The sequence below is a fragment of the Neobacillus rhizosphaerae genome, from assembly GCF_050477885.1.
In the GTDB taxonomy this organism is placed as follows: domain Bacteria; phylum Bacillota; class Bacilli; order Bacillales; family Cytobacillaceae; genus Neobacillus; species Neobacillus rhizosphaerae_A.
The window spans coordinates 26,381-49,180 of record NZ_JBCNAC010000165.1 but is presented as its reverse complement, the minus strand read 5'-3'; the positions used below and the strand labels follow the sequence as shown (position 1 = coordinate 49,180).

The 22,800-nt window shown below is 38.2% G+C and carries 27 protein-coding genes; 5 read left to right on the top strand and 22 right to left on the bottom strand.

The window, feature by feature from the left end; all coding sequences use genetic code 11:
- Positions 1-694: 694 nt before the first annotated feature.
- A complete protein-coding gene (locus ABES03_RS22635; protein ID WP_430120944.1) occupies positions 695-1,729 on the bottom strand; it encodes a GGDEF domain-containing protein in 1,035 nt (344 codons plus the stop codon).
- A 277-nt stretch (positions 1,730-2,006) separates the two neighbouring features.
- Between ABES03_RS22635 and ABES03_RS22630 the strand changes: the two genes are divergently transcribed.
- The gene (locus ABES03_RS22630; RefSeq protein WP_430120942.1) at positions 2,007-2,783 is read left to right on the top strand and encodes an alpha/beta hydrolase; all 777 of its coding nucleotides are present in this window, start codon (positions 2,007-2,009) and stop codon (positions 2,781-2,783) included.
- 56 nt (positions 2,784-2,839) lie between these two features.
- Here ABES03_RS22630 and ABES03_RS22625 read toward each other — a convergent pair whose 3' ends face one another.
- The 9 genes from ABES03_RS22625 to ABES03_RS22585 all read right to left on the bottom strand — a co-directional run bounded on the left by ABES03_RS22625 (position 2,840) and on the right by ABES03_RS22585 (position 8,512).
- The gene (locus tag ABES03_RS22625) at positions 2,840-3,295 is read right to left on the bottom strand and encodes a DUF2269 family protein (protein WP_430120940.1); all 456 of its coding nucleotides are present in this window, start codon (positions 3,293-3,295) and stop codon (positions 2,840-2,842) included.
- 224 nt (positions 3,296-3,519) lie between these two features.
- Positions 3,520-4,002: a hypothetical protein gene (locus ABES03_RS22620; RefSeq protein ID WP_430120938.1), complete on the bottom strand. Its 483-nt coding sequence runs from the start codon at positions 4,000-4,002 to the stop codon at positions 3,520-3,522.
- A gap of 123 nt (positions 4,003-4,125) precedes the next feature.
- Positions 4,126-4,662 (bottom strand): GNAT family N-acetyltransferase, encoded by a 537-nt coding sequence (locus ABES03_RS22615; RefSeq protein ID WP_430120936.1) that lies wholly within the window; start codon positions 4,660-4,662, stop codon positions 4,126-4,128.
- A 24-nt stretch (positions 4,663-4,686) separates the two neighbouring features.
- Entirely contained in the window at positions 4,687-5,193 is a 507-nt protein-coding gene (locus ABES03_RS22610) for an N-acetyltransferase family protein (protein WP_430120934.1), read from the bottom strand.
- A 14-nt stretch (positions 5,194-5,207) separates the two neighbouring features.
- Complete coding sequence (locus ABES03_RS22605; RefSeq protein ID WP_430120932.1) at positions 5,208-5,705, bottom strand: N-acetyltransferase family protein; 498 nt, start codon at positions 5,703-5,705, stop codon at positions 5,208-5,210.
- A gap of 31 nt (positions 5,706-5,736) precedes the next feature.
- Entirely contained in the window at positions 5,737-6,072 is a 336-nt protein-coding gene (locus ABES03_RS22600) for a YnfA family protein (RefSeq protein ID WP_430120970.1), read from the bottom strand.
- A gap of 87 nt (positions 6,073-6,159) precedes the next feature.
- Complete coding sequence (locus ABES03_RS22595; RefSeq protein ID WP_430120930.1) at positions 6,160-6,831, bottom strand: hypothetical protein; 672 nt, start codon at positions 6,829-6,831, stop codon at positions 6,160-6,162.
- Between the two features lie 4 nt (positions 6,832-6,835).
- Positions 6,836-7,666 (bottom strand): protein phosphatase 2C domain-containing protein, encoded by an 831-nt coding sequence (locus tag ABES03_RS22590; protein ID WP_430120928.1) that lies wholly within the window; start codon positions 7,664-7,666, stop codon positions 6,836-6,838.
- A gap of 30 nt (positions 7,667-7,696) precedes the next feature.
- Positions 7,697-8,512, bottom strand: a complete 816-nt coding sequence (locus tag ABES03_RS22585) for a GNAT family N-acetyltransferase (RefSeq protein ID WP_430120926.1) — start codon at positions 8,510-8,512, stop codon at positions 7,697-7,699.
- A gap of 171 nt (positions 8,513-8,683) precedes the next feature.
- Here ABES03_RS22585 and ABES03_RS22580 point away from each other — a divergent pair, with 171 nt between their 5' ends.
- Positions 8,684-8,869: a hypothetical protein gene (locus tag ABES03_RS22580; protein WP_308081077.1), complete on the top strand. Its 186-nt coding sequence runs from the start codon at positions 8,684-8,686 to the stop codon at positions 8,867-8,869.
- Positions 8,870-8,929: 60 nt separating this feature from the next.
- Here the strand turns inward: ABES03_RS22580 and ABES03_RS22575 are convergent, their stop codons facing one another.
- From ABES03_RS22575 to ABES03_RS22555, 5 genes are all read right to left on the bottom strand, one after another.
- Positions 8,930-9,433, bottom strand: a complete 504-nt coding sequence (locus ABES03_RS22575) for a hypothetical protein (protein WP_430120924.1) — start codon at positions 9,431-9,433, stop codon at positions 8,930-8,932.
- Between the two features lie 144 nt (positions 9,434-9,577).
- The gene (locus ABES03_RS22570; protein WP_430120922.1) at positions 9,578-10,825 is read right to left on the bottom strand and encodes a cation:dicarboxylate symporter family transporter; all 1,248 of its coding nucleotides are present in this window, start codon (positions 10,823-10,825) and stop codon (positions 9,578-9,580) included.
- 335 nt (positions 10,826-11,160) lie between these two features.
- Positions 11,161-13,311, bottom strand: coding sequence for a PQQ-dependent dehydrogenase, methanol/ethanol family (locus ABES03_RS22565; protein WP_430120920.1), 2,151 nt, complete (start codon positions 13,309-13,311; stop codon positions 11,161-11,163).
- A gap of 318 nt (positions 13,312-13,629) precedes the next feature.
- Positions 13,630-14,901: an MFS transporter gene (locus tag ABES03_RS22560; protein WP_430120918.1), complete on the bottom strand. Its 1,272-nt coding sequence runs from the start codon at positions 14,899-14,901 to the stop codon at positions 13,630-13,632.
- Positions 14,898-15,533, bottom strand: a complete 636-nt coding sequence (locus tag ABES03_RS22555; RefSeq protein ID WP_430120917.1) for a TetR/AcrR family transcriptional regulator — start codon at positions 15,531-15,533, stop codon at positions 14,898-14,900. Before ABES03_RS22555 ends, ABES03_RS22560 begins: the two co-directional genes overlap by 4 nt.
- 257 nt (positions 15,534-15,790) lie before the next feature.
- Here ABES03_RS22555 and ABES03_RS22550 point away from each other — a divergent pair, with 257 nt between their 5' ends.
- Positions 15,791-16,609 (top strand): methyl-accepting chemotaxis protein, encoded by an 819-nt coding sequence (locus ABES03_RS22550; protein ID WP_430120915.1) that lies wholly within the window; start codon positions 15,791-15,793, stop codon positions 16,607-16,609.
- A 117-nt stretch (positions 16,610-16,726) separates the two neighbouring features.
- Here the strand turns inward: ABES03_RS22550 and ABES03_RS22545 are convergent, their stop codons facing one another.
- From ABES03_RS22545 to ABES03_RS22525, 5 genes are all read right to left on the bottom strand, one after another.
- Positions 16,727-16,906: a DUF1272 domain-containing protein gene (locus ABES03_RS22545; protein ID WP_430120913.1), complete on the bottom strand. Its 180-nt coding sequence runs from the start codon at positions 16,904-16,906 to the stop codon at positions 16,727-16,729.
- Between the two features lie 2 nt (positions 16,907-16,908).
- Positions 16,909-17,526 (bottom strand): FMN-binding negative transcriptional regulator, encoded by a 618-nt coding sequence (locus tag ABES03_RS22540; protein WP_430120911.1) that lies wholly within the window; start codon positions 17,524-17,526, stop codon positions 16,909-16,911.
- A gap of 8 nt (positions 17,527-17,534) precedes the next feature.
- Positions 17,535-17,876, bottom strand: a complete 342-nt coding sequence (locus ABES03_RS22535) for a cupin domain-containing protein (RefSeq protein ID WP_430120909.1) — start codon at positions 17,874-17,876, stop codon at positions 17,535-17,537.
- A 358-nt stretch (positions 17,877-18,234) separates the two neighbouring features.
- Positions 18,235-19,218 carry a threonine ammonia-lyase gene (locus tag ABES03_RS22530; protein ID WP_430120907.1) on the bottom strand — a complete coding sequence of 328 codons (984 nt, stop codon included), beginning with the start codon at positions 19,216-19,218 and terminating at the stop codon, positions 18,235-18,237.
- Complete coding sequence (locus ABES03_RS22525; RefSeq protein WP_430120905.1) at positions 19,205-20,485, bottom strand: MFS transporter; 1,281 nt, start codon at positions 20,483-20,485, stop codon at positions 19,205-19,207. Before ABES03_RS22525 ends, ABES03_RS22530 begins: the two co-directional genes overlap by 14 nt.
- 177 nt (positions 20,486-20,662) lie before the next feature.
- Between ABES03_RS22525 and ABES03_RS22520 the strand changes: the two genes are divergently transcribed.
- Both ABES03_RS22520 and ABES03_RS22515 read left to right on the top strand, forming a co-directional pair.
- Positions 20,663-21,058, top strand: a complete 396-nt coding sequence (locus tag ABES03_RS22520) for a VOC family protein (protein WP_430120903.1) — start codon at positions 20,663-20,665, stop codon at positions 21,056-21,058.
- A 31-nt stretch (positions 21,059-21,089) separates the two neighbouring features.
- Positions 21,090-21,644 (top strand): DUF4865 family protein, encoded by a 555-nt coding sequence (locus ABES03_RS22515; protein ID WP_430120901.1) that lies wholly within the window; start codon positions 21,090-21,092, stop codon positions 21,642-21,644.
- Here the strand turns inward: ABES03_RS22515 and ABES03_RS22510 are convergent.
- Complete coding sequence (locus tag ABES03_RS22510; protein ID WP_430120899.1) at positions 21,641-21,928, bottom strand: transposase; 288 nt, start codon at positions 21,926-21,928, stop codon at positions 21,641-21,643. The two genes, ABES03_RS22515 and ABES03_RS22510, sit on opposite strands and share 4 nt — an antisense overlap.
- A 104-nt stretch (positions 21,929-22,032) precedes the next feature.
- Positions 22,033-22,680 (bottom strand): class I SAM-dependent methyltransferase, encoded by a 648-nt coding sequence (locus tag ABES03_RS22505; protein WP_430120897.1) that lies wholly within the window; start codon positions 22,678-22,680, stop codon positions 22,033-22,035.
- Positions 22,681-22,800: the final 120 nt, after the last annotated feature.

Sequence of the window (22,800 nt, the reverse complement as noted above, 5' to 3'; positions counted from 1 at the left end):
AAACACTCACCCCCCAAAACACTTTATGCGTTTTTCCAAATAAAGCTATATCAATATATAAATAGTATATGGGGTATTTTAAAAAAAGTGAGCTGGCAATAGCCCGTACCAAAGAACCGACAACATGAAATCCATATAAAATAAAAAGTTATTAGGAATTCAAAAACCTTATTTATATAAACCCTCACTTAGTTGTGATATGGTTCTCTCAGATTTTTGAGAGATACTCACTCCCTCTTAAAAGTAAGATGTTTTGTTCATAATCGAGTAACCAGCAAAAGTAAATAAGCGGAGTTTTTCCGGTTAAATTTAAAATGGAGCTCGTTTCGGGGTAAATAAGCGGAGTTTTTCCGCTTATGCCAAGTAAAACTTCCCCTTTTTCACATTTTTCGAGTCAATAGGCGGAATTGCTCCGCCTATTTAAGCTTTTTTTAATACAAATTTCTAATTAAGCGGAATTTCTCCGTCTATTTATCAGCTCGGGTGCATAACCTGATCCCCCAACCGATAAGTGAGGATCCTCTTTCATAACAATGATGTCAATCGATATGTCAAAGTTAATGAAATTTCGTAGAAACCTTGATAAATATAGAAAAAAACGTATGCCAATTCATACGTCAATTCTTGTGTCTATTAATAAGAAAGTACCCACAGACGGAACCCTTATATTTTGAATAGAAGCCTCTACACATAGTTAACACATACTTACTTTATTTTTACCAGTATTCTTGGATTGATACAAACCTTCGTCTGCTCTGTTTAATAAGGAATCGATGGTATCCTCTAGCTCAGACTCTGCCACTCCAAAGCTTGCAGTTAACCGGCCGACCCATTGGAACTCGTGCTCTTCCACTCTTTCTCTTAAGTAGTCTGCAAGAGCAACAGCGTTATGTCCTAAAACATCGGAGATAATAATAAATTCTTCTCCTCCCCAGCGGCCCAAAAAATCACGCGAGGAAAGATTTTCTTGAATCAATTCAGCTAATTCTACTAAAACTGAGTCGCCAATTTTGTGCCCATAAATATCATTGACCCTTTTAAAATAGTCTATATCAAAAAAAATGATTGAAAAACTCATGTGCATTTCCCTAGAATCACTCAACTTTTGCTCCAGCCATTCATCAATTTGATGTCGGTTAGCAATTCCTGTTAGCGAATCTAAATAGGCATGTTTTTTAAACAATTCCATTTTGGCATAGGCCCTAAACATATGCTGTGCATAAAAAAGGACAATAATATAAACCAAATTAGCAAAATAGAACTGCATTAAAGAATCAATGGATTCTGCGGAAAGTTTGTTTATTACCACAACTCCACCCAATAAGGTAATCAGGAAAATCCCTATAGAGTAGTACAGTCCTCTCCTCATCCCTAGTATTAAAAAGATGAACATGATTATAATAGGCATCCAGACAATAAAATCGCCTAGAGAACCATCAATTTTTAACATGTAATTGTAAATGGTATCGAAAAAAGTTGTTACATGATAAATACTTACTAGCGCCAAATTAGATAACTCGCTAAATCGCACAAACCTTTTTTTATACACTAATACCCAGCTGACTGCAAACCATATTGTCATTGTGTTATTGATAATAAAACTAAGTTTGTCCGATGCATCGACATTTTGCATAATAGTATTCAATATGAGGGCAATCAGAATACATGGGATTACCCACAAATATACGCTTCTCTTAAGATCAGTAAGTGATTCATATTGTTTAGACATCGATTTCATCTCCCCAACTAATCCTGTTGATTAGTCCAGCCTTAACCTGCAAAAAACGGAGAAATTCTTCGAAATTTGCTTATTCTATACACTCATTTTAAACGAAAAATAGTCATTTTTATATAGCTTTATTGACCTATGATTGGAGTATTTTTGTCCATTTTGTCTAATATTGAGGTTTTATATAAAATACAATTAATCATATAAAAATAATACAATAATTGAAATTTATGGTAAATTAAAGCTTATAAGATTAACGGAATGGTAGGTGACAAACTTGTTAGAAAAATTCCTTGTTCACATGTCAGCGTTTCAGCAAGATAGAATGGTTAGAGTATATCTTCCGGAAAACTATGAAACAGAAAATAAGTACTATCCTGTGTTATATATGCACGACGGACAGAATGTTTTTCAGGATGAAGAGGCTACTCAAGGAGTATCCCTAGGAATGAAGGATTACTTAGATGCAAGTGGTTTACAAATCATTGTTGTTGGAATTGACTTAAATACCGAAGGAAAAGGCAGGATTAACGAGTCCTGCCCATGGGTGAATGGTGAAACAAGCAGAAAAATATTAGGTTATGCCGATTCATCCGGCGGCAGAGGGGACGACTACCTTGATTTCATCGTTAAGGAACTTAAGCCCTTGATAGATCGTAAATACAGAACTCTAGCAGACCATACTTCAATGGCAGGTATCTCATTAGGTGCCCTCATATCCACTTATGCTGCCTGCAAGTACCCGAATATTTTTAAAAGAATATCTACTATATCCCCAGGTTTTTACAGAAACCAGGAGGAAATTGAGAACTTACTAAGGGAATCAGACTTATCAGCCATCGAAAAATTCTATATGGACTTTGGTACAAAAGAAGTAGGCGAAGATGAAGAAATGAATCAGTTTTTCCTTGATTTAACGCATCGAGTCTATGAGATTTTAAAAGATAAGGTAGAGAATCTCAATTTTCAGTTGATTGAAGAGGCCCATCATAGCTATTCCTTCTTTAGAAAAAGAGTACCTGATTTCCTTTCATTTTTATTTTCAGATTTATAATCAGATACTATAACACAAAAGAACGGTATGGCTTTTGATTCGCCATACCGTTCTTTTTAAAATGGTTTTAAGATCATTAGAGCAATAATGATTAAAAAGATTAGATTTTCTAAGTCTTCATATCGGAAAAGAACTTTAGCTAGTCTCCAATATTCCTCAGGAATATCTTCGCCTTTATGCGATTCGAGTATAGCTTTGACTGGTCTTGACCTTGGAGACAAGACAAGCGGGCCAATCGCAAGAGCTGCTAGGAAGAGAATAAGGCTTATAACATACCATCCCATCCGGAACAGGCTTGGGTTTAAGAGTCCCATCGCTATTCCTGTAATGAGTAGGAGGGTGCCTCCTACCATAACAAATATATGAAGTTTATGTCTGATCTTATATGAATGCCTTAATTCGGTCATGTTTTTACCTGATTTAACAACTGTTGTTAGAATAAACCCAGGTCCCATTCCCAAAATAGCTGAAAAAATATGAATGAACACAATTACTTTGTATAAAGAAACCACTGGTGCTCAACCTCCCATTTCCTGCATGCTCCCATTTTACCATAAACTACTCTTCTTCAATCTGATATCTTACGATTTGACGTAGTTTTTACAGGGAGTTGTCATTGATTTATCACATTTCAATGAGGCTAATGATTGAAATCCAGGGTTTACTTTCACATGCAAAAAACCGGCAAGCCCATAAAGGTTGCCGGATTGGAGTCTATTCAGTTTACTTGTGGTGGTTAGCGATTATTCTGTTCCACTTCAAATTGTACGGGGTCCGGAACCTCGCCTTCCTCCGATAATTCCATATTGGTTTTTAATGATTCCATTTCCTTCCCTAGTTGTTTCACCTCATCCTCATCTGCTGCCATTGAACCGTTGGGCTGAGGCTGTTTAGAGCGGAAATCATCTATATTTACTACATTGTTTTTTAAGTAATCGGCAATCTCATTTAATTTACTATCTGCGGCCTCTCTAACTGGAATGGGAATCCTCTCCTCCCCATACAAGAATGGCTTTCCTAGCTTCGCTTGATCAGGATCTTCTAAATATCGTTCAACCGGAATCTCCAACCAATAAATGGATTCAGTAGAAGAATCCCGCAATGCTACTCTATATTTTACCGCTTCACCTATACCCATCATTGAAAAACCTTGCTCTGTCATGATTGAATGGATTTCAGTAAACGGCATATTCTCAGAAACAAGCGCTTTAGCCTTCATCCTTCTGCTCCTCTCCCTGATTCCTTTTTTAATCAACTAATTGGTCGATTAATTTGTGTTTACCCTAAATCATAGGAAGTGAAACATTACTTACATAGTGGAGCTTAGATTAAAGAAGGCGAGTTAATCACGCGGATTAATAATTGCCAATACCTGATGGTCTTCCCATTTACCGTTGATCCTTACATTTTTTACAGCAATACCTTCCTTATGAAAGCCAGCCTTCTCTAACACCCGAATGGATCCTAAATTGTGAGGCATAACGCCTGCTTCAATCCTATGTAAATTCAATACATTGAAAGCATAATCGACCATTAGCTTAGCCGCTTCTGTTGTATACCCTTTGCCATTATGCTTTTTATCTAAAAAATAACCAATAAATGCACTTTGGAGCGAGCCCCTCATTACATGAAATAGATTGATTGTTCCTATTAAATTATCATCATATGTAAAAATTCCAAAATTATAGGACTGGTCGTTTTGGCTATCCTCCTGATATAACTTAATTCTATTAAGCTGTGTTTCTACTGTATAGAAATCTTCACTTCGTTCCATAGAAAATCTTTGAAAAAAATCACGATTTTCAAGCTGTAATTCAAGCAATGCGGCAGCGTCACTTGGAAGAAACGCTCTTATATAAATCGATTCACTCTTCATCATGGAGTTACTCCTACCTTTCACTACTTATTTCAAATGCAGCACCATATGTTCATCGTTATAATAAACACCATTTATTTTTAAGGCTTTTTCCTCTATACCAAACGTCTGAAACCCTAACTTGGAATAGAGTTTTTTCGCTTTTTCATTACTCGCCGTGACAGATAAGTTTATTTTTTCAACAACATTAATCGTTTTCGCTTTATTAACTGCTGCTGTAAGCAAGGCCTCCCCGATTCCAGAACCTTGTTTTCTTGGAGTGACATACATCGCGAAGATATTTGCCCTGTGCTGAATCTTTTCTGCTTTTTCTAAAAGTACTGTGACCACACCGATAAGTTCTTCCCCTTCGAACGCACCAAAGGTATAGTTTCCTTCTGCAATGAAATTATGAGCCACCTGTTCAACGGGATTTTCCCGTTTGATAGCCTCTTCATAGCTCGTTAAAAAAGCCTCTGGATTTTCCTTTAGTGCTTCTAATCTCAATTCCCAATACTTTTCTGCATCAGCAGGAGATAATAGTCTGACGTTCATACTTTGCCTCCCTTTCATAAAAGTTTCGCCATATAATACTCATCCACAAATTCACCGTCTATTAATAGGGAATCCTTTTTTGTTCCTTCCACTTCAAATCCCATTTTCTTATACAAAGCGACACCCGCTACATTCCGTGTGACGGTTGTTAGCTCGAGACGGCGGATATTCCGTTCAACTGCCCAATCTTCCAGTTTCTCAAATAACCTGGTTCCAATGCCCTGCCCTCTATAATCTTTTAAAATACCAATAACTACATACAAAGAGTGCTGATTTCTTTTTGCCGTACCGCCCATTGCAAACATGTAGCCAACCAATTGTTCTCCCTTTTCGGCTACAAAAATGGTGGAGTTCTCGCTTCTTTGGATGGACTGGATTCTTTGCTGTTGTAGTTCAGGTGTAATCTGTCGTTCACCAGCTTCCATCAGCATAAATTCAGATTCTTTTTCAACCTGCTTAATAAGCGAAACCAGATTTTCTGCATCGGATTCTCTTGCTTCTCTGATAATCATTTGAATCCACTCCCCCTTAAAGATTCTGCTATTAGTGTCTTGGTGCCCAAAGAATGATTGATGCACCCAGTAAGCAAATAGCCGCTCCAAGCCAGTCGTACATATCTGGGGTTTTTTTATCGACTAGCCATCCCCATAACACCGACAACAAGATAAAGACACCACCATACGCAGCATACACTCTGCCAAACGAAGGAAAGGCTTGAAAAGTGGCTATGATTCCGTAGAGCACAAGAGTAATGCCACCTAGGAGTCCCCATGAAAACGGTCTTCCTTCTCTTAACCATAACCAAATAAGGTATCCGCCGCCTATTTCTGCTAATCCTGCAAGTATAAATAAAATGGCTGCTTTAAAAATGATCAACACATCCTGTAAAATTTTTTTAGCCTTATTAATATCTGTTCCTATTTCCACTATAAATAATGTTAAAAAAGACTGCCAGTTATAGCAGCCTTAAACTATTTTATTTTTCATAATAAAAGCTTCAACATGCTCCATTATTTCCTTCATCGCTTCAATAGATGCCGACGTATCATGATTGATTTCTAAACTATGGTCTGCTTTTGGAATAACAACGGCGCTAATGAGAGGATTTTTCTCAAGTACTGTTAGTCGTTCTTCTACAAAGTGATGGTCTTCATCTCCGATCACATAAAGAGAAGGCAGTTCCGTTTCCAATAGGGCTTGGTACACCTGATTTTCTTTTATAAGCGGAGTTAACCATACTCCTACTGAATTTTGAAGGAAGGTGCCTTGAGTCCATTCCATTGCCATTGGAATGGTTCCAATAGATTTACTTAATAAAATACATTGTTCATATCCTGCATCATTCAATACTGCTTCCACCACAGCTTTGACATCTTCATACATCCATTGCTCTTGATCTTCCTTAGGAAGCTCTCTGAACTGTTGGTTTTTCACAAAGTTGTAATTGATATGTAGAACATCCACTTGATTATGTAGACAAATCCCAGTTGCATAATGAAAAAGCGGCCGCTGCGTAGTATAGCCCAGTCCTGGCAGCATGATACAAATACTTTTACTAGGCTGTTCGCTGCGGATCCAAGTATAAGGAATCGTTGAATTTTCATTTCTTATTACTTGATTCTCAATAAATTGAAACATTTCTTCACCTCTTTGGTTGATTACTAGGATACGTAGTGGGAAAATCATTTTGATAGTCCCAACAAATAATCGTCGCACTATCTCTGCCTATATGATCATGAACATGTTCCAAAAGATGCTTTACGCTTTGTTCCGCACTAGGAAGGGAAGGCTGTCCATAACTATCCCGGTAAATATGGTATGGAGTTTCGTAGTATCGATTTCCGCATTCTAAAACCCCATCAGTCACCATTACCAAACGATTAATGCCCCTTCTAAGTTCTCTGACTCCGGAAGAATAGCATGGAACATGGTGTGCAAAGGTATTCACTTGGCCTATCCATTCATAAAATTGCCGTTGGTTCAGCGTGTATTGCCCTAACTTATGTAATTCTTCATGTAGGAGATAGATGACACAATCTCCTACAGAAAACCACCAGACAAATTGATCTTTTCTTGCACAGAGCAGGCACGCGGTTTCACCCTGAATTTGTTTACAAGCTTCTAGAAAAGGCTCGGATTGAAAAATGGATAGAACATGAGCCTGTAAGGTTCGGAAGGCACTTTCCACAGGTTGGTCTAAAATGGAAGCTAGTGTTTCCGATTCTTTTAAAATCGTGTTGATCACTAAGTCCACACTTTCAGCGCTGTTGTGTCCATCTAAAATCATGGCAAATTCCCAATCCAGTCCCTTCATAACCAGGGCTCCATCTTCATTTTTATAAGCTCCCGCCTGCTGATTTCCACCATATCTCCCTAACACCATTTGTTCACATGAATCGATTTTTATCTGGTTGATACATGGGTCCTCCTGCCCGGACCAATAGAATGTACGGACGTTTCCTTTTGGATTCATGTAAACCTATCCTCCTACAGAAAAAAGTAGCTATTCTATAAATTTGATTTCAGCTATTTTTCCACTTTCTATAAAACCAATATTTTTGTACACCTTATTGGAATCAGGATTACTGATATCCGCATACAGCATCGGTACCAGCCCTTCTGAATGAATGTTCTCACATAATTCCGCTACTAAGGCACTTGCATAGCCATTTTTCCTATGGGTAATTGGAGTAAATACAGCATTAATCCGGGCATGTCTAGGTGAGCGGTGTGAAATGTTTGCCATGGACACTGGTTTTCCATTGATTAGCCAAAAATACAGGTTTCCAGTCTCAATCATTGTTTGTGCTTTAGATTGCTGAGTACTAGCTTCCACAGACGTACCAAATGCATCCTCTACAAAACCCGCAAGATACGCAGCCACGGTATCTATGTCTTCTAAAGTTGCTTTCCGAATTTCCCCTGGTACATTTACTGGTTTTATCAACTTTGGACAATGATAAGATTCCATGGTCATTTCTGTTTCGTAGCCCATTCCCCTCTTTTTCGAAAAAAACTCCGCAAACATTTCTGCAATCTGAGGGTCCCCAGATACCCCAGGAAGCTGATTACTGTTTAAATAGTTTACTAGATTTTGAAGTATTTCCTTCTGTTCCTCTAATGGTGTCTCCTTGGATACCCACAACCATGCCTTTTGTCCCTGCGTTTGTGCAAAGATCATCCTATTATTAGCCGTCTTTATGCTTAAAGCATCACTAACCTCACTGATTCGATGTAATAGATTATATTGTACTTCTTCAGAGAGAAAAGAACCTCCATCAACCAATAACTCATCATTCGTTTCAAGTCTAATAAACATACATCAAGCCTCCTAATCTCATTGAAAAAAGTATCCTAGATAAATTCGCCAAATTTACTTAACATCCTTCTTAAAAATTGTGTGAAGGGACTTATTATGTATTTCTTGAACCTTTCTCTCCAATTAAACATAGTCTACTGAATATAGACTTTCTTAAAAGGAGGGTATTATATGATTTGGTTATTTATTCTGTCTCCAATCATTATACTTGCTCCCATAGCGATGTATTTCGACTCAAAAAAAGGGGCAAGTGACCCAAAAGTAGACATTGAAAAGTATCGCGCGGACACGAATTTAGCTATGAGCGAGTATATTTTTATTACTGGCGGCGGCGATGGACCTGGTAATATCCAATAAGAATGAATTAAAGGCATCGAGCTAGTCGATGCCTTTTTTAGTATAGTGAATTAAGACGTTCTATTTTAGTAAACTGATACCGCCATATTTCCGAAGAGCTTTCTTCCAGACTAGATAGCCGAATTCCATAGAAGATAATGTTAAGCCTAGCCAAGCAAAAAGACAGGATCCTGGGTATACTTCTAATGCAGATGAATTCTGAAGCGCTTGGTTTGCTGCAATTGGGGGATTGTCCTTTTTTTCAACAACCATTTCCGTTACTTCTTGAATCCCATTCATAGATTTCATTGCATCTGAAATGACACTCATTAATTCATCCTTTGAAAAATCCCTTATGGAAATCCACCCTCTAGGATCCACCTTGTATCGATGTTTCATGATGGTATCCTTTGACATATACTTTCCGATTACATAGCCATTTCCACTTGGGTGCAATTGTGTCGCAAGAACCTGTCCCTTTTGTTTACTTTCAGGATAAATGAAGTTCACTCTTCCATTACTTATTTTCTTTTCTTTTAGATTAAATGAATGAAAAATAGTCTTCTTTTCCTCAAAAGATAACACGTTAAAGACTCCCTCCCAGTTTTAGTTAAACGTATTATCTTTAGTTTACCAATAATTGGACCAAAAGAGTTGGAATTTCAGTGAACATAAAAAAACACTTCGCCTTTAAAGCGAAGTGTCATTTATAAATGGTAATCGGATCATTTACGCTGCTTTCTCTACTGCATCCTCATCAATCTTGTAGCCTTCCCATTTTGTAATAACAATGGCAGCTAACGAGTTACCGACAATATTTACACATGTACGAGCCATATCTAGAATACGGTCAATACCAGCGATAAATGCTAGTCCTTCAACAGGAATACCTACACTACCAAGTGTCGCAAGTAACACGACAAACGATACACCTGGAACCCCGGCAATCCCTTTAGAGGTAAGCATTAATACAAGAACTAAAGTGATTTGATGAGTAATACTCATATGGATTCCATACATTTGTGCGATGAACAACGCTGCAATTGCTTGATATAATGTCGATCCATCAAGGTTAAATGAATATCCTGTTGGAATAACGAATGAAGTAATCGCCTTCGGACATCCGATCTTCTCCATTTTTTCCATAATTTTAGGAAGAACCGTTTCCGAACTTGCAGTTGTGTACCCCAAGATTAATTCATCTTTTAAGTATCGAATTAGGTTAAAAATATTAAACCCAGCAATCTTTGCTGTTAATCCAAGAACGACTAAAATGAAGAAAATCATTGATCCGTAAACGACTAATACTAACTTTCCTAATGGGATTAATGACGTAATTCCAAATTTTGATACCGTTACACCGATTAAAGCAAATACACCAAGTGGAGCCAATTTCATGATTTGGTTGGTTACATAGAACATGGCATCCGCCGTGCCTCTAAAGAAGTTAATAATCGGTTGACCTTTTTCACCAATCGCTGCTACACCAAGTCCAAACATGACAGAAAAGAAGATAATTGCTAACATATCGCCATTTGCTAATGACTGTATGATATTGGTAGGTACGATATTAATAAACGTATCAGCCATAGAATGTGACTCGGTTTGTGCAGCTGTATCCACATATGAGTTAATATCTGTTTTCGTTAAATGTGTTCGGTCCACACCAGCTCCCGGTTGAAACACGTTTGCTGCAAGTAATCCTACAAAGATCGCAATAGTTGTAATGATTTCAAAATATAATAGGGTTTTTCCACCAAGTTTACCCAGAGACTTCATATCTCCAACGCCTGCAACACCAACAATAAGACTAGCAACAACAATCGGAACGACAATCATTTTGATTAATCGAATAAATATTGTACCAATTGGTTGTAAGTACGTTTCCACATGCGGGTTGCCATAAAATATAGCACCCAAAATAATACCTAAAGCTAGTCCAATAAAGATTTGCCATGCTAAGCTAATTTTTTTCATCTTCATCTCCCCTTTTTATATATAAAAAGTTGATTACATACGATAATCAACTTCTTTATTTCAATTTTAACCGGATACTTTTCTGCCGATAAAACATTTATTCAATTATGATCACTACTATTAGAATAACTATATAGAGATAGGTTACCACCATCTCCATAGGAACAACCGTCAATTACCAGTAATAATTACTGTTTAATTAAACGTTTGATTAGTATACTCATTTTTCTAGAATAACATGTTCATTCAAAAAGATAAATAGTGAATTCCACCTAGTCTTTTTTTCCCAACAAAAAGGAGGACTGACCAAACGTTAATGGTCAGCCCATTGTATCTTATTCTCGTTTTTTCGCCACAATCTCAGTAATATATTTTGTTACATCCTTAATTTGTTTTTCAGTTAAAAGCTCACCAAAGGCTGGCATGGTATTTCCGCCTTTTTTGACCCTTTCCATTACTTTTTCCGGATCTTTCGCTACCTGACTAAGTTGCAGGTCTGGTCCATTATGTCCACCTGTTCCCTCTCTTCCATGGCAGGCCAAGCAATTTCCTTCAAAAACCTTTTGACCATCGTCCACATTTGCCGTGGTATCTCCATTCTCCTTATCTTCAGGATTATTATTGTTTACAGGAGCGGTACCTGATTCAATGGTCCCATCTAAGGAGAAGGTCCATAAAGAGTCGCCATGCTTCGAACCGGCTAATGCGTTCCCTGCCGCTAGAACAGTAATATATTCTTTTCCATCTACTTCATAGGCAATAGGCGCTGCATTCACACCTGCATCCGTCTTAAATTCCCATACTTGATCGCCAGTTTTTGCATCAAATGCAATGAGTCTTCCATCATTATGTCCTACGAAGACAAGTCCACCCTTTGTAGTAAGTACGCCACTATACGCACTGGAATCCCATTTTTTCTGCCAAGCAATTTTATTTGTTTTTACATCAATGGCCGTTATAGTTCCTCTTACGGGTGCATCCTGCACCGGCTGGATAATACTACCTAGATAGATACTGCCTTCCTTATATTCTTCTTCACTTCTTGTAAAAGTAGAATACTGATCCGTTCCTAACACATAAAAATATTCTGTATCCGGGTTATATGCTGAAGGTGGCCAGTTGGCCCCTCCAAACGTCGATGGTTTCACAAGCATTGGTTCTTCCCAATATGGGTTGAAAATCTTACCAATATTTCCTTTATAACCTTTCACATCTTTCTTGAGATCCTCTTCCGTTACAACCTGTGGGACAAAAGCATCCCCCTTTGGAATCGGCTGAGTAGGCGATGTTTTTTGACGATCGTCCTGCGGCACTGGTTGCTCTTCAATACCCACCAACGGCTTTCCATTTGTTCGGTCTAGGATATAAAGCCATCCCGTTTTACCCGCCTGGGCTAGTGCCTTTCTCTTCTTACCATCCATTTTAACATCCAATAGTACCACTGGATTCGGAGCATCTAAATCCCAAATATCATGATGAACTTCTTGAAAGTGCCACTTATATTTTCCTGTTTCAGCATCAATTGCAACTATAGAAGAGGAAAATAAGTTATTCCCTTTTCTTACACTTCCATCTAAGTCCGGAGCTGCATTACCAGTTGAAAAATATAGTAACCCTAATTTAGGATCAACCGCTGGTGTCTGCCAAACCGGTGCGCCCCCTCGCTTCCATGAATCATTGTCACTTGGCCAGGTTTCGTGACCACTTTCACCAGGACCTGGAATAGTGTAGAACCGCCAAAGCTCCTTCCCATTTTTTGCATTAAAGGCCGTAACCCTGCCTCGAATTCCATATTCACCACCAGAAATACCTGTATAAATTTTTCCATTATAGTAAAGAGGTGCGCTTGTAATCGTATAGCCTTTTTTCCAATCATCGACTACAGTTGACCAAACCTCTTTACCCGTTTTCTGATCGAGAGCAACTAACCTCGCATCGAGCAGACCAACATACACTAGCCCATCACCGATTGCTACACCACGACTTGTCCAACCACAGCAAACGGTTGTTAATTCGCTAATGTTCGGTTTATAAGTCCATAAGATTTCTCCTTTTTTCACATCAATAGCAGATACTTGGTCTGCACCGGTAATGATATACATAACACCGTTATAAACGACAGGTGACGCCTCACCAGAATATTTAAACTCTTTCCCTGACCCAAGATGCGTAACCCATTTCCCTTTTAATTTTTTTATATTGGATGTATTAATTTTATCTAGGGTAGAATAACGTTGATTAAATGTATTCCCTCCATTGGTAATCCAGTTGTCCTTTGGCAACGATGTCAGTTGCTTGCTTGTAAACGCTGGAGGAGCGGGGTCCTTTACTTCCACTTTTGTTGCGGGTGGCTTTTCACTATTTGCAAGCTTTCCATCAACCTGTTCCTTTTCCCCAATAGAGGTTAGAAAAAAATAAAAGAGAACGACAATGACAAAGAGACCTGTAAACCCGGCAATAATTAATCCATTTTTTCTAGTTCCCAATCGTGCACCTGCTTTCTTTCTCTAGATAATAATGACTAAAAACCTAGTGTTTTTTTTAATTATTCAATGTAATACCCATTTCGCCTCACTAAATAACATGATTTTTATAGGTAAAAAGGGTAGAAATTTCTGTTAAATGCAAAAAGAACCCTGCTATACAAATAGCAAGGTTCTAGAAGGCACTACGACATATAAATATTAAGCCCGGCATTAGTGCCGGGCCTTTTACACAACCCTAGGGGGGGTTAACTAGTTAGTCGATGCTCATTGTAAAATAGTTTCACTCTTTCCGCAATTTTTTTCGTAGAGACTATACCTTTATTCTGCGGAAGTGGGCGCCGTTTGAATGTCTGCTATTTTTAATTCTTTTGTAACCAACTTTGGCAATACCAATAGATAATAGCAACCTACAACCATTAATAGGATACCCACCGCCCAATAAATGGTGTCTACTTTTACGAATGTCGGGAAGATAACTGCGATGATTCCCAATGATACAGAATGAGCCAGCATCATTAATGGATCCACCCAGCCGGACACTCTCCCCATAAATTTTGGATCTACAAGCTCCGTCATCCAACCAGACAATGCCACATTTACTGGTGCGATGATTACACCCATAATAAATACAATGGAAAGATAGAGCCAAACATTTTCCACTGCCCCCATAATCAATGTAAACACACCACTTAAAATGACTCCTCCTATAATAACTCGATGAACTTTGAGCAGCTTAATGAGTGGACTTCCAATTCCGCTGCCAAGCACAAAACCAATCCCTAAAAAGACGGAAAACAGAGAAGCATACTGCGTAAATTGATCTGGTTCTAGTTTGTATTTCATTGTAAACAGTGGAAGCACAGCAAACGCTCCATTAATCAGACCAAACACAAGAAAGCCAGAGACAATAGATTTTAGCAGTCTAAAATGAAGAATATATTTTAAGCCCTCTTTGAAGTCAGTAAGTACGGTCGTAAGATTAATTTCCTTCAGATGTGTTTTACCATTAGGTAACCGTGCCTCTAAAGGAATAGAACACGTGCTGATGAGAATCCCTGAAATAATAAAGCTGACTCCGTCAATTATCACAGTCCCCATCAGCCCAATATAGTGATAAGAAATGGCCCCCATTCCCATACCAAACAACATAAATAACCCAAGAACGGTTTGATTTAGTCCAGAGGCTTGCATATACTGCTCTTTATTAAGCACGCCCTGTAAGATACTCATTTCTGCTGGAGCAAAAAACTTTGATACGGCACTTCGAATAAACAGAATTACAAACACTAACCAAAGGATGTTGAAATAAATGGAAACCAATAAGAAGCCTGTTAAGATGGCCCGAATCCAATCGGAGTTAACCGCAATTTTCTTCCGGTCGAATCTGTCAGCAGCCACCCCCACTAAGAAGAAAACAAGCAATATAGGCAATGAATACATTAATTCCGCGATGGTTGCATAAAATGGCTGTTTGCTAAAGTGATCTAATAAATAAAAGGCAAAAGCAACATTACCAATCGTTGTTCCGAGCTGGGAGGCAAATGCCGCTAAAAATAATTTGGTGAAGACCTTATTTTTAAAAATTGTCATGACAAACCACCATCCTGATCATCGACTTGTAATACTGACTTTAACATGGACTTGAAGATGTTTAGCTGCTCGCTTACGCGAACGTTACTGCTGCCAGCTGCTTTTGAGTGAAGTAAAAGTCCTTCAAAATAGGAGGTAATCATTCTTATGATGACTTCCAAGTCCACACTTGGCTTAAATTCTCCTTGTGCGACTCCCCTTTGTAAGTAAAGCATTAAATAATCATGCTGCTTTTTGTAGTGGGCTTCCAGGTATTCACGCCGTTCTGGTTGTTTCCACCCGCTGATGAAATATTCATATATTACGATTGGCAGATCGTCAGATGCATGGTTTAATTGCTGGTCCATCATGTCGATTAATCCGATTAGCCCTTGCCAGACGGAAAGTCCACTCGTTAAAAGTTTATTGATTTGCGCTTCTGTTTCTTGATCATTTTCTGCAAGGATTGCTAGCATGATGTCTTCTTTGTTTGAAAAATATAGGTACACCCAGCCACGGCTCATCTCTGTTTCGTCTACAATGTCCTGCATGGTGGAGTTTACATATCCTTTGCGTTTAAACACTTCAGTTGCTGATTGGATAATGTGCCTTTTACGCTTTTCTTTTTCACTGTCAGAAATTTTTGGTGACAAAGTAGGTTCCTCCATTACGTTAAAAATAACACTGACATCACTGTCATTTTTATTATAAATCATTTTTTTCCATTTTCAATAACATTTGGAAATTAATTAAAAAATATAAATAGGTTATCGATTTTTGAAACGCCTCGATAATCATGCATTAATATTAGTCTATTAAATTAAATATATTTTTTAACTAGTCTGTTATCTTATGTGAAAAATGTTATATTTATTATACTAACACCACTTTTTCTAACGGAGGAATTACTTTGGATCGGTTACAACAATTGCTAAATAATTTGGAAATTATTCAATCCACACATGCAGAAGATGCGTGTATCGTTTTAGCAGACACAGAAAAGGTCATAGGCTACGTCCCTGGTAAAACGATTGATATTAGAATCCCTATTGGCGCTACTGCGGATAATTTTAAAGGGACTGTGACTCATAATGCTTTAATTACTGGCGAGCCACAAAAGGAAGAACGTGATTCAGAAATTTTTGGCGTTGCTTATATTTCAACAGCAACCCCTATTATAGAAAACAATGAAATAATAGGCGTTATTTCTACTATTGTTTCAAACAATAAAGTAGATGTATTACGAAAAGGAGCACAAAAACTTACCGGTGTTAGTGGTGAATTGGCTACAACATCAGAAGAGGTAACAAAAGTAACGGAACAGATCGCAACTGAACTAAAAGAACTTGATGAAGAAACTACTTTCCTAAGAGATGAGATTAAAAAGATAGAGGAAATATTGGGTATTTTAAAGAAAACAGCAGTTAGATCCCGTATATTGGGTCTAAATGCATCTATTGAAGCTGTACGTTCCGGAGAGCATGGAAAGGGCTTTGCTGTGGTAGCTAAAGAAATAGAGAAAATGGCTGAAAATAATAGAGAAACCGTTGAAGGTGTAGAGCCACAATTAAAAGGGATGGTAGCTAATCTAGAAAAAATCATCACCAACATTCAACAAATTTCTTCAGACTCTCATGAACAAGCAATAAAGATGGAAGCATTCAATAAGGCGTTTGAACAAATTGTAAACACGGCTTCCGAGTTAAACTCTCAAGCAACGAGTATATAAAACCTGAAGGCATCCTTTGGTAGGATGCCTTCTTTCGTTATAACTTCAACTTCTTGTCATAAACAGCTTAACAGTTGGCAGGTGTGTCGCTTGATTCATTCACCTTCTCCTCAAATATCACTTTTTCGGTGGACGCGGTCTTTTGACAAGTTCCCCACCACAATTAGGGCAAACAGCGTCCATCTCTTCCGTACAGTTATGACAAAAGGTACACTCATAAACACAAATATACGCCTCCCCTTCATTTTGTAGGGGGTTATTACATTTCTCACATATTTTTCTCATTTCCAATGCCATTTTTAACACTCCTTTTTATGGTTTTTCTTCATCAACTTAGCAATTTGCAGCTGGTCGGATTCTTGAGAGAGCTCTAGCTGCTCAATCACCAAATCCTGTCGTTCGACCGAATGATTTTGACTTAATTTGGCTTTTCCTTCTATTTCAGTAATATGGATCTTAAAAGCGACAATCCCTCTACTCATCCCTTGGATGAAGTTTCTATTAATCTCTTTGAAGCGATAGGAGCTATCTCGCTTTTCGTACTTATCAACCATTTTAAAAAGAGCATTATAGATTTCTTGTTCATCGTGTAGAATCTCTATTTGTCCGTAAACATGAACCGCTACATAATTCCACGTTGGGACGGCTTGGCTGGTTTCGTACCAACTAGGGGAAATATATGCGTGTGGCCCCTGAAACGTAACGAGTACGTTCTGATTTTCGATATCCTTCCATTGTTCATTAGGACGAGCAAAATGCCCGTATAAGACTCCTTCTTCTCTTTCTAGCAATAACGGTAAATGTGTCGCATTTGGCCTGCCGTTATGCTGTGAAAAAAGGGTGGCAAAGCTATTTTTTTCTATGATTTTATAGATTGTTTCAAGATCATGTATTTTGAAATGTTTCGGAATATACATTTTGCACCTCATTCGGCTAAAATTCGATCACCTTTACTAGTCGGCTGGGATATTACTAAGAATTCCACGTCGCTGTTGGATTCATTAAACATTTGGTGCGGGATGTGTGGGGGTACTTCTATCCCTTCATGTGGTGTTAAGGTGAATCGTTCCCCATTCACTTCTAACGTCGGGCTTCCTACTAAAACAAAGAAAAATTGTCGTGTTTGCTGATGATAATGTCGCACTTCTGAAGATTGGCCTGGCATTCGTTCATGAATAACACTGAGTTCCTGCTGATTGACCAGATGCCACCCATCACATTGACTCCCCCATGTGTAATGCTCCGCATTTTGTTTGCTTATTTTCACTATAAATTCTCCCTTTATACTAATACTCTTCTTCTATACGACTGTTTTTTCCTTCTTGCAGCCAGATTGGGCTCATAGACTCCTTCTACGCGACCTTCTTCTCCTTCTCGCATCCAGTTTGGGCTCGTAGACTGCTCCTACGCGACCTTCCTCTCTTTCTTTCAGCCAGTTTGGGCTCATAGACTCCTTCTACGCGACCTTCTTCTCTTTCTTTCACCCAGTTTGGTCGCGTAGACTCCTTCTACGCGACCTTCTTCTCTTTCTTTCACCCGGTTTGGGCTCGTAGACTGCTCCTATGCGACCTTCTTCTCCGTCCCATAACCTTTTATGGCTAATAGACTTTTTTAGTATCCTTTTATCAAAAATCAATAACAGGATCCGTTTCACTTACCAACCACCTAAATCTCGACCAAGATATATTCCGACCGGTGATGATGATTGCCACCTTACGGCCCTTCAATTCACTTCCTACTTGTTGTAAACAAGCGACTCCAGCTGCTCCAGAGGGTTCAATCAAGTACTGGGAGTTGAGCATCAATTTCATGGCAGCAATCAGTTCTTTCTCGGAGACCGTAAGAATGCGATCAATATGTCTATGAATAATCGGAAACGTAATTGTCTCTGGCTCTATCGGTCCACTCAGCCCTTCTGCAATGGATGACTCTAAATCTACCGAAATAGCTCCACCTGCTTCATTCCAAACCACAAATGTAGGACTCTTTGCTGTTTGGACTCCCCAAACCTCTATTCTCGGATTCACCGCTTTTAGTGCCAAACACAAACCAGCAGTTAGTCCCCCGCCACCTAAGCAACTGATTACGACATCTACATCCGATAGGTCTTCTACAATTTCTAATCCAATTGTCCCCCCTGCAGCTATCATGGATGGATCATTATAAGCAGAAAGGAAAGTATAGCCCTTGGATTCCGCTGCCTCTAATGCTGCCAGCCTCGCCTCCTCGATCGTATCAAAAAATGTAATCAAAGCACCAAATTGTTCCAATGCCTTTACTTTACTAGAATCTACGTCCTTCGGTAAATACACTAGTGCGGGAATGTTTAGTTGATGGGCTGCACAGGCCAAACCAATCCCATGATTACCAGCAGAAGGAGCAATCACTCCACGTTCACGTTGCTCTTGGTTTAAGGTTAATAGTTTATTAAAAGATCCACGCGCCTTAAAGCTTCCAGTTACCTGCAGGTTTTCTAACTTCAAATAAATTTTCGCTGCAAATAAACTACTTAATTCCCAATTATATTCGCACGGGGTATGACTAATGTAGGGGTGAATCCGATCACGAGCCTCTTTGATATCCTGAAAATTGAGATTAGTATGCATCATAAACCCCCTCCTCCTTGTCAGAACGTTTCTCCTTTTCCACAAAAAAGTTTGTTAAACTCCTGGATTTGCACCCTTTCCAAGTAAGAGCAAAGGGTATGATCAACCCCATACTGATAACAAGATATCCGTAAGTAAGGCACACTTCACCAATAAAGGCAATCAAAAGTGACATCATAATCGATACAGCTAAACTAACAAACGAAACAGATGTCATCACCCTGCCAACCAACTTCTCCTCCACCTCTTCAAATAGCAGTAGTCTTGTGAGTACCTTTACCATCCCAATGAACATTCCCATCATCAGATACATGATAAAGGCAAAGGGCACACTGGTTGTTAAGCTAAATAGAACGGTTGATAAAGCCGTTAAGGAAATGGCAGCTAGGACCACCCTTGGAATGGCATGATTTCTTACCCAAAAGGTGCATAGGATAGCAGAAATAAGACTACCAATTCCGGCTCCACTATCAATGATTCCCAGTGAAATTCCATCCCCTTTGAGCGCTTGATAATTAAAAGGAGCAATCAGTGTATTAATAGAATAGAAGAACGGCAGCACCATGCTAGTAGCCAAGGCAAAATATAGGACTTTTTTGTTTTGAAAAATATAGTTCCACCCCTGTACCAGCTCTGCTCTATATTGCTTAAGGGTAGGTTTCCCCTCTATTTTGCTTGCCTCTTTGTCCCCCTTAGTGTTGATGCCAACAAATAAGAATCCTGCCAAAATATAAACTAAACTAGCTGTTAAAATGGCTTCGGTCGTGCCTAATTTATCCATCAATATTCCTGCAATGATTGCTGATACCAACAGTCCCAACTGCCAAGCCCCCTGCACGAGGGAAATTCCTTGCTTGTATTCTTCCGGACTCAGGATTTCCTTTAAGATACTTTCTTTGAGAGGTTCTATAATAAACCAGATCATATAACTTAATAGAATGGAAACATAGAAAATAGATACATAAAAAAAACCAAAAGCTACGCTAGCCGGGATAATGACAATGGCAAGAAAACGCAAAAGATTACATAGAAATGCCAGCTTAATTTTATTAAAACGGTCAATTAACACACCTAGAAATGGAGCAAGGAGCATAGAAGGCAATAAAGTCAGCACAAGCAGTTTTCCAATCTCGACGATTGAGTCCGTCTTTTCAAGAACTATAACGATAGTGGTTAATCCATAGATCCCTTCCCCCAGCACCCCAAACAAAGCAGCAAAGAAAAAGAAAAGAAAGGATTTATTTTTAAACAAAGAAAGATTACTCTTCATCCAACACTCCTCCAACGATAACTTTACATTAAGCATATTGGAGAAAAAGAAGGTATGGTAATACAGGATAGTCATACCTTCATAACGAAAAGTTATTGGACTAATTATAAAATCAATTTTACAATTAAGGGATATTTTAACATTATAAACAGAAACATGATAAAATGAGGGGAACCTATGAATAAACAAATACATAGTTCGTTAAAGGTGTTACTTGTTTCAGATTTGGATAAATCCAAGAAATTTTACGCAGATATTCTGGGCTGTGAAGTCACAGATTGGTGGGCCATTCGCGATGGATTTACAGGATTAGGGCTAAAATTACTTCAAGCAAATGCACCTGAGGATGTCCAACCTAACAGTCCGACAAATGGAGACCGACTACCTGTAGCCGATATTTATTGTTATGTAGAGAATTGGTCAGCCTTAGATGAACTATATGAAGAGTTTAAAGCAAAAGGAGCTAAAGTGGTTATTGAGCCCTGGATTGACCCTCAAGCAGGACCGTGGAAAGAATTTGCCATCGTTGACCCTGATAACTATTGTCTTGCTTTTGGCGGTACGAACAAATAACCTTAATTTTTTATAAGGGGGATGAAATGAAATGATCGCCACACAATACAAGATTACACTACCAAGCGATTATGATATGAACATAATCAAAGAGAGAGTAAGGAATAATGGTCATAAAACAGATGGATTTGAGGATCTAAAGTTTAAACTATATTTAATCACTGAAAAAGGAATCAATAGTAATCTTCAAAATAGTTATTCTCCATTCTATCTTTGGAAAGGGAACAACGGGTTAAATAAGTTTTTATTTAATGGATTTTATGACAACATACTAAACTCTTTTGGCTGGCAACACGTCAATGTCGGTATTCCGCTTATTGATACAACTACAACTAAAATCAAAGAGAAGAACTACCTATTTCACATCACGAGGAAAATCCAGCCACAAGAAAGTCTAAACAACTTAAAAGATAGAATAAGTGAAGAAATTCCAACGATTGAAGATACTGAATCTCTAGTTATTTATAATCCGGATAAATGGGAGTATGATGCATTCTACTTCTTAAGCGATTTAAGCAATTTAAAAGAAATGAGTGGAATCATCTATACGATTCTCCATGTGTCGGAAGAAGGAATCACTTATTAAATTTCATCTAGTGTCCAGAGCACCATTCGGTAAATAAAATAGATACCCAAATAAGCTCCGGTTAGTAAGAATAATGGATTTAAGAATATCCCATGGATATTGGTCATGAATACCGTATCATCCTTAATGATTTCGTATATAGCCACGGATGAAATATTACCAAAAACAAGTGCAGATAAGATTGCAACTATATTAAATAACAAACGTAGTTTTGGCTGAACTTTTTGCAAGATAACCAAAAGTAGGGGTGCCACTATACTTCCCAAAATTAATATGAATTTCATAAAAAATCACCTCCCTACCATATTTGCCATTGTAGGGAGGTTAAAACCAAGCTTCGTGTATTCCTTGTTAAAAATATTTGGTAATTGGAAATCCAGAGCTCTCTCTATTGTGAAAGTTTATTATTTGGTTTCTTGTGCCCTACAACCGCAACTGTACGAAATTGCCTAGAATTTGGCCCCTTTACTAAAGTTACCCCTTGAAATCCACTTTTGTTAGCACTAGGAATTAATTGGTGTTCAACCATATTTTTTACTCCATCCCATACCTCACCATCTTTCCCATCACATAGGGTAAGAACAAAAAATCCTCCTGGTTTTAATACACGGTATATTTCTAATATCGTCTCAGGGATATTATCCCAAAAATAAATAGTATGAATACTAAACACCTTGTTAAAGTGTTCATTTGGAAACGGAAGCTTTTTTACATTTCCTTGAACCAATTTAGCTCTTTCTTCATTTATGGCTTTTTTATTTCTAAGGGCCGCGGACCGAATGACAGTAGGCGAAAGATCCAAGCCTACTACTTGTGCTGCTAATGGTTGTTCAAGAATCAATTTCATTGCATAACCTGCACCACAGCCTAGCTCTAATACTTTTTCTCCCTGTGCAACTTTTAATAACTCAAGTGTCCATAGTGTCTCAGGTTTATGCTGCCGTACCATTTTTTCACCGATATAGGATCCAATTAGCCCTCGAGGCTTGCTATATTGGCTATCAATAAATTCCTTCACTCGATAAATCAACCCCATAATTTCTCCTTTTACCACTCCATTAAGAGAAGGTCATCATTAATCTCTTTCATTTTTCTAAAACCACTCTTCTCATAGCAAGAGATTGTTCGACTATTATTAATCTTTACCTCTAACACA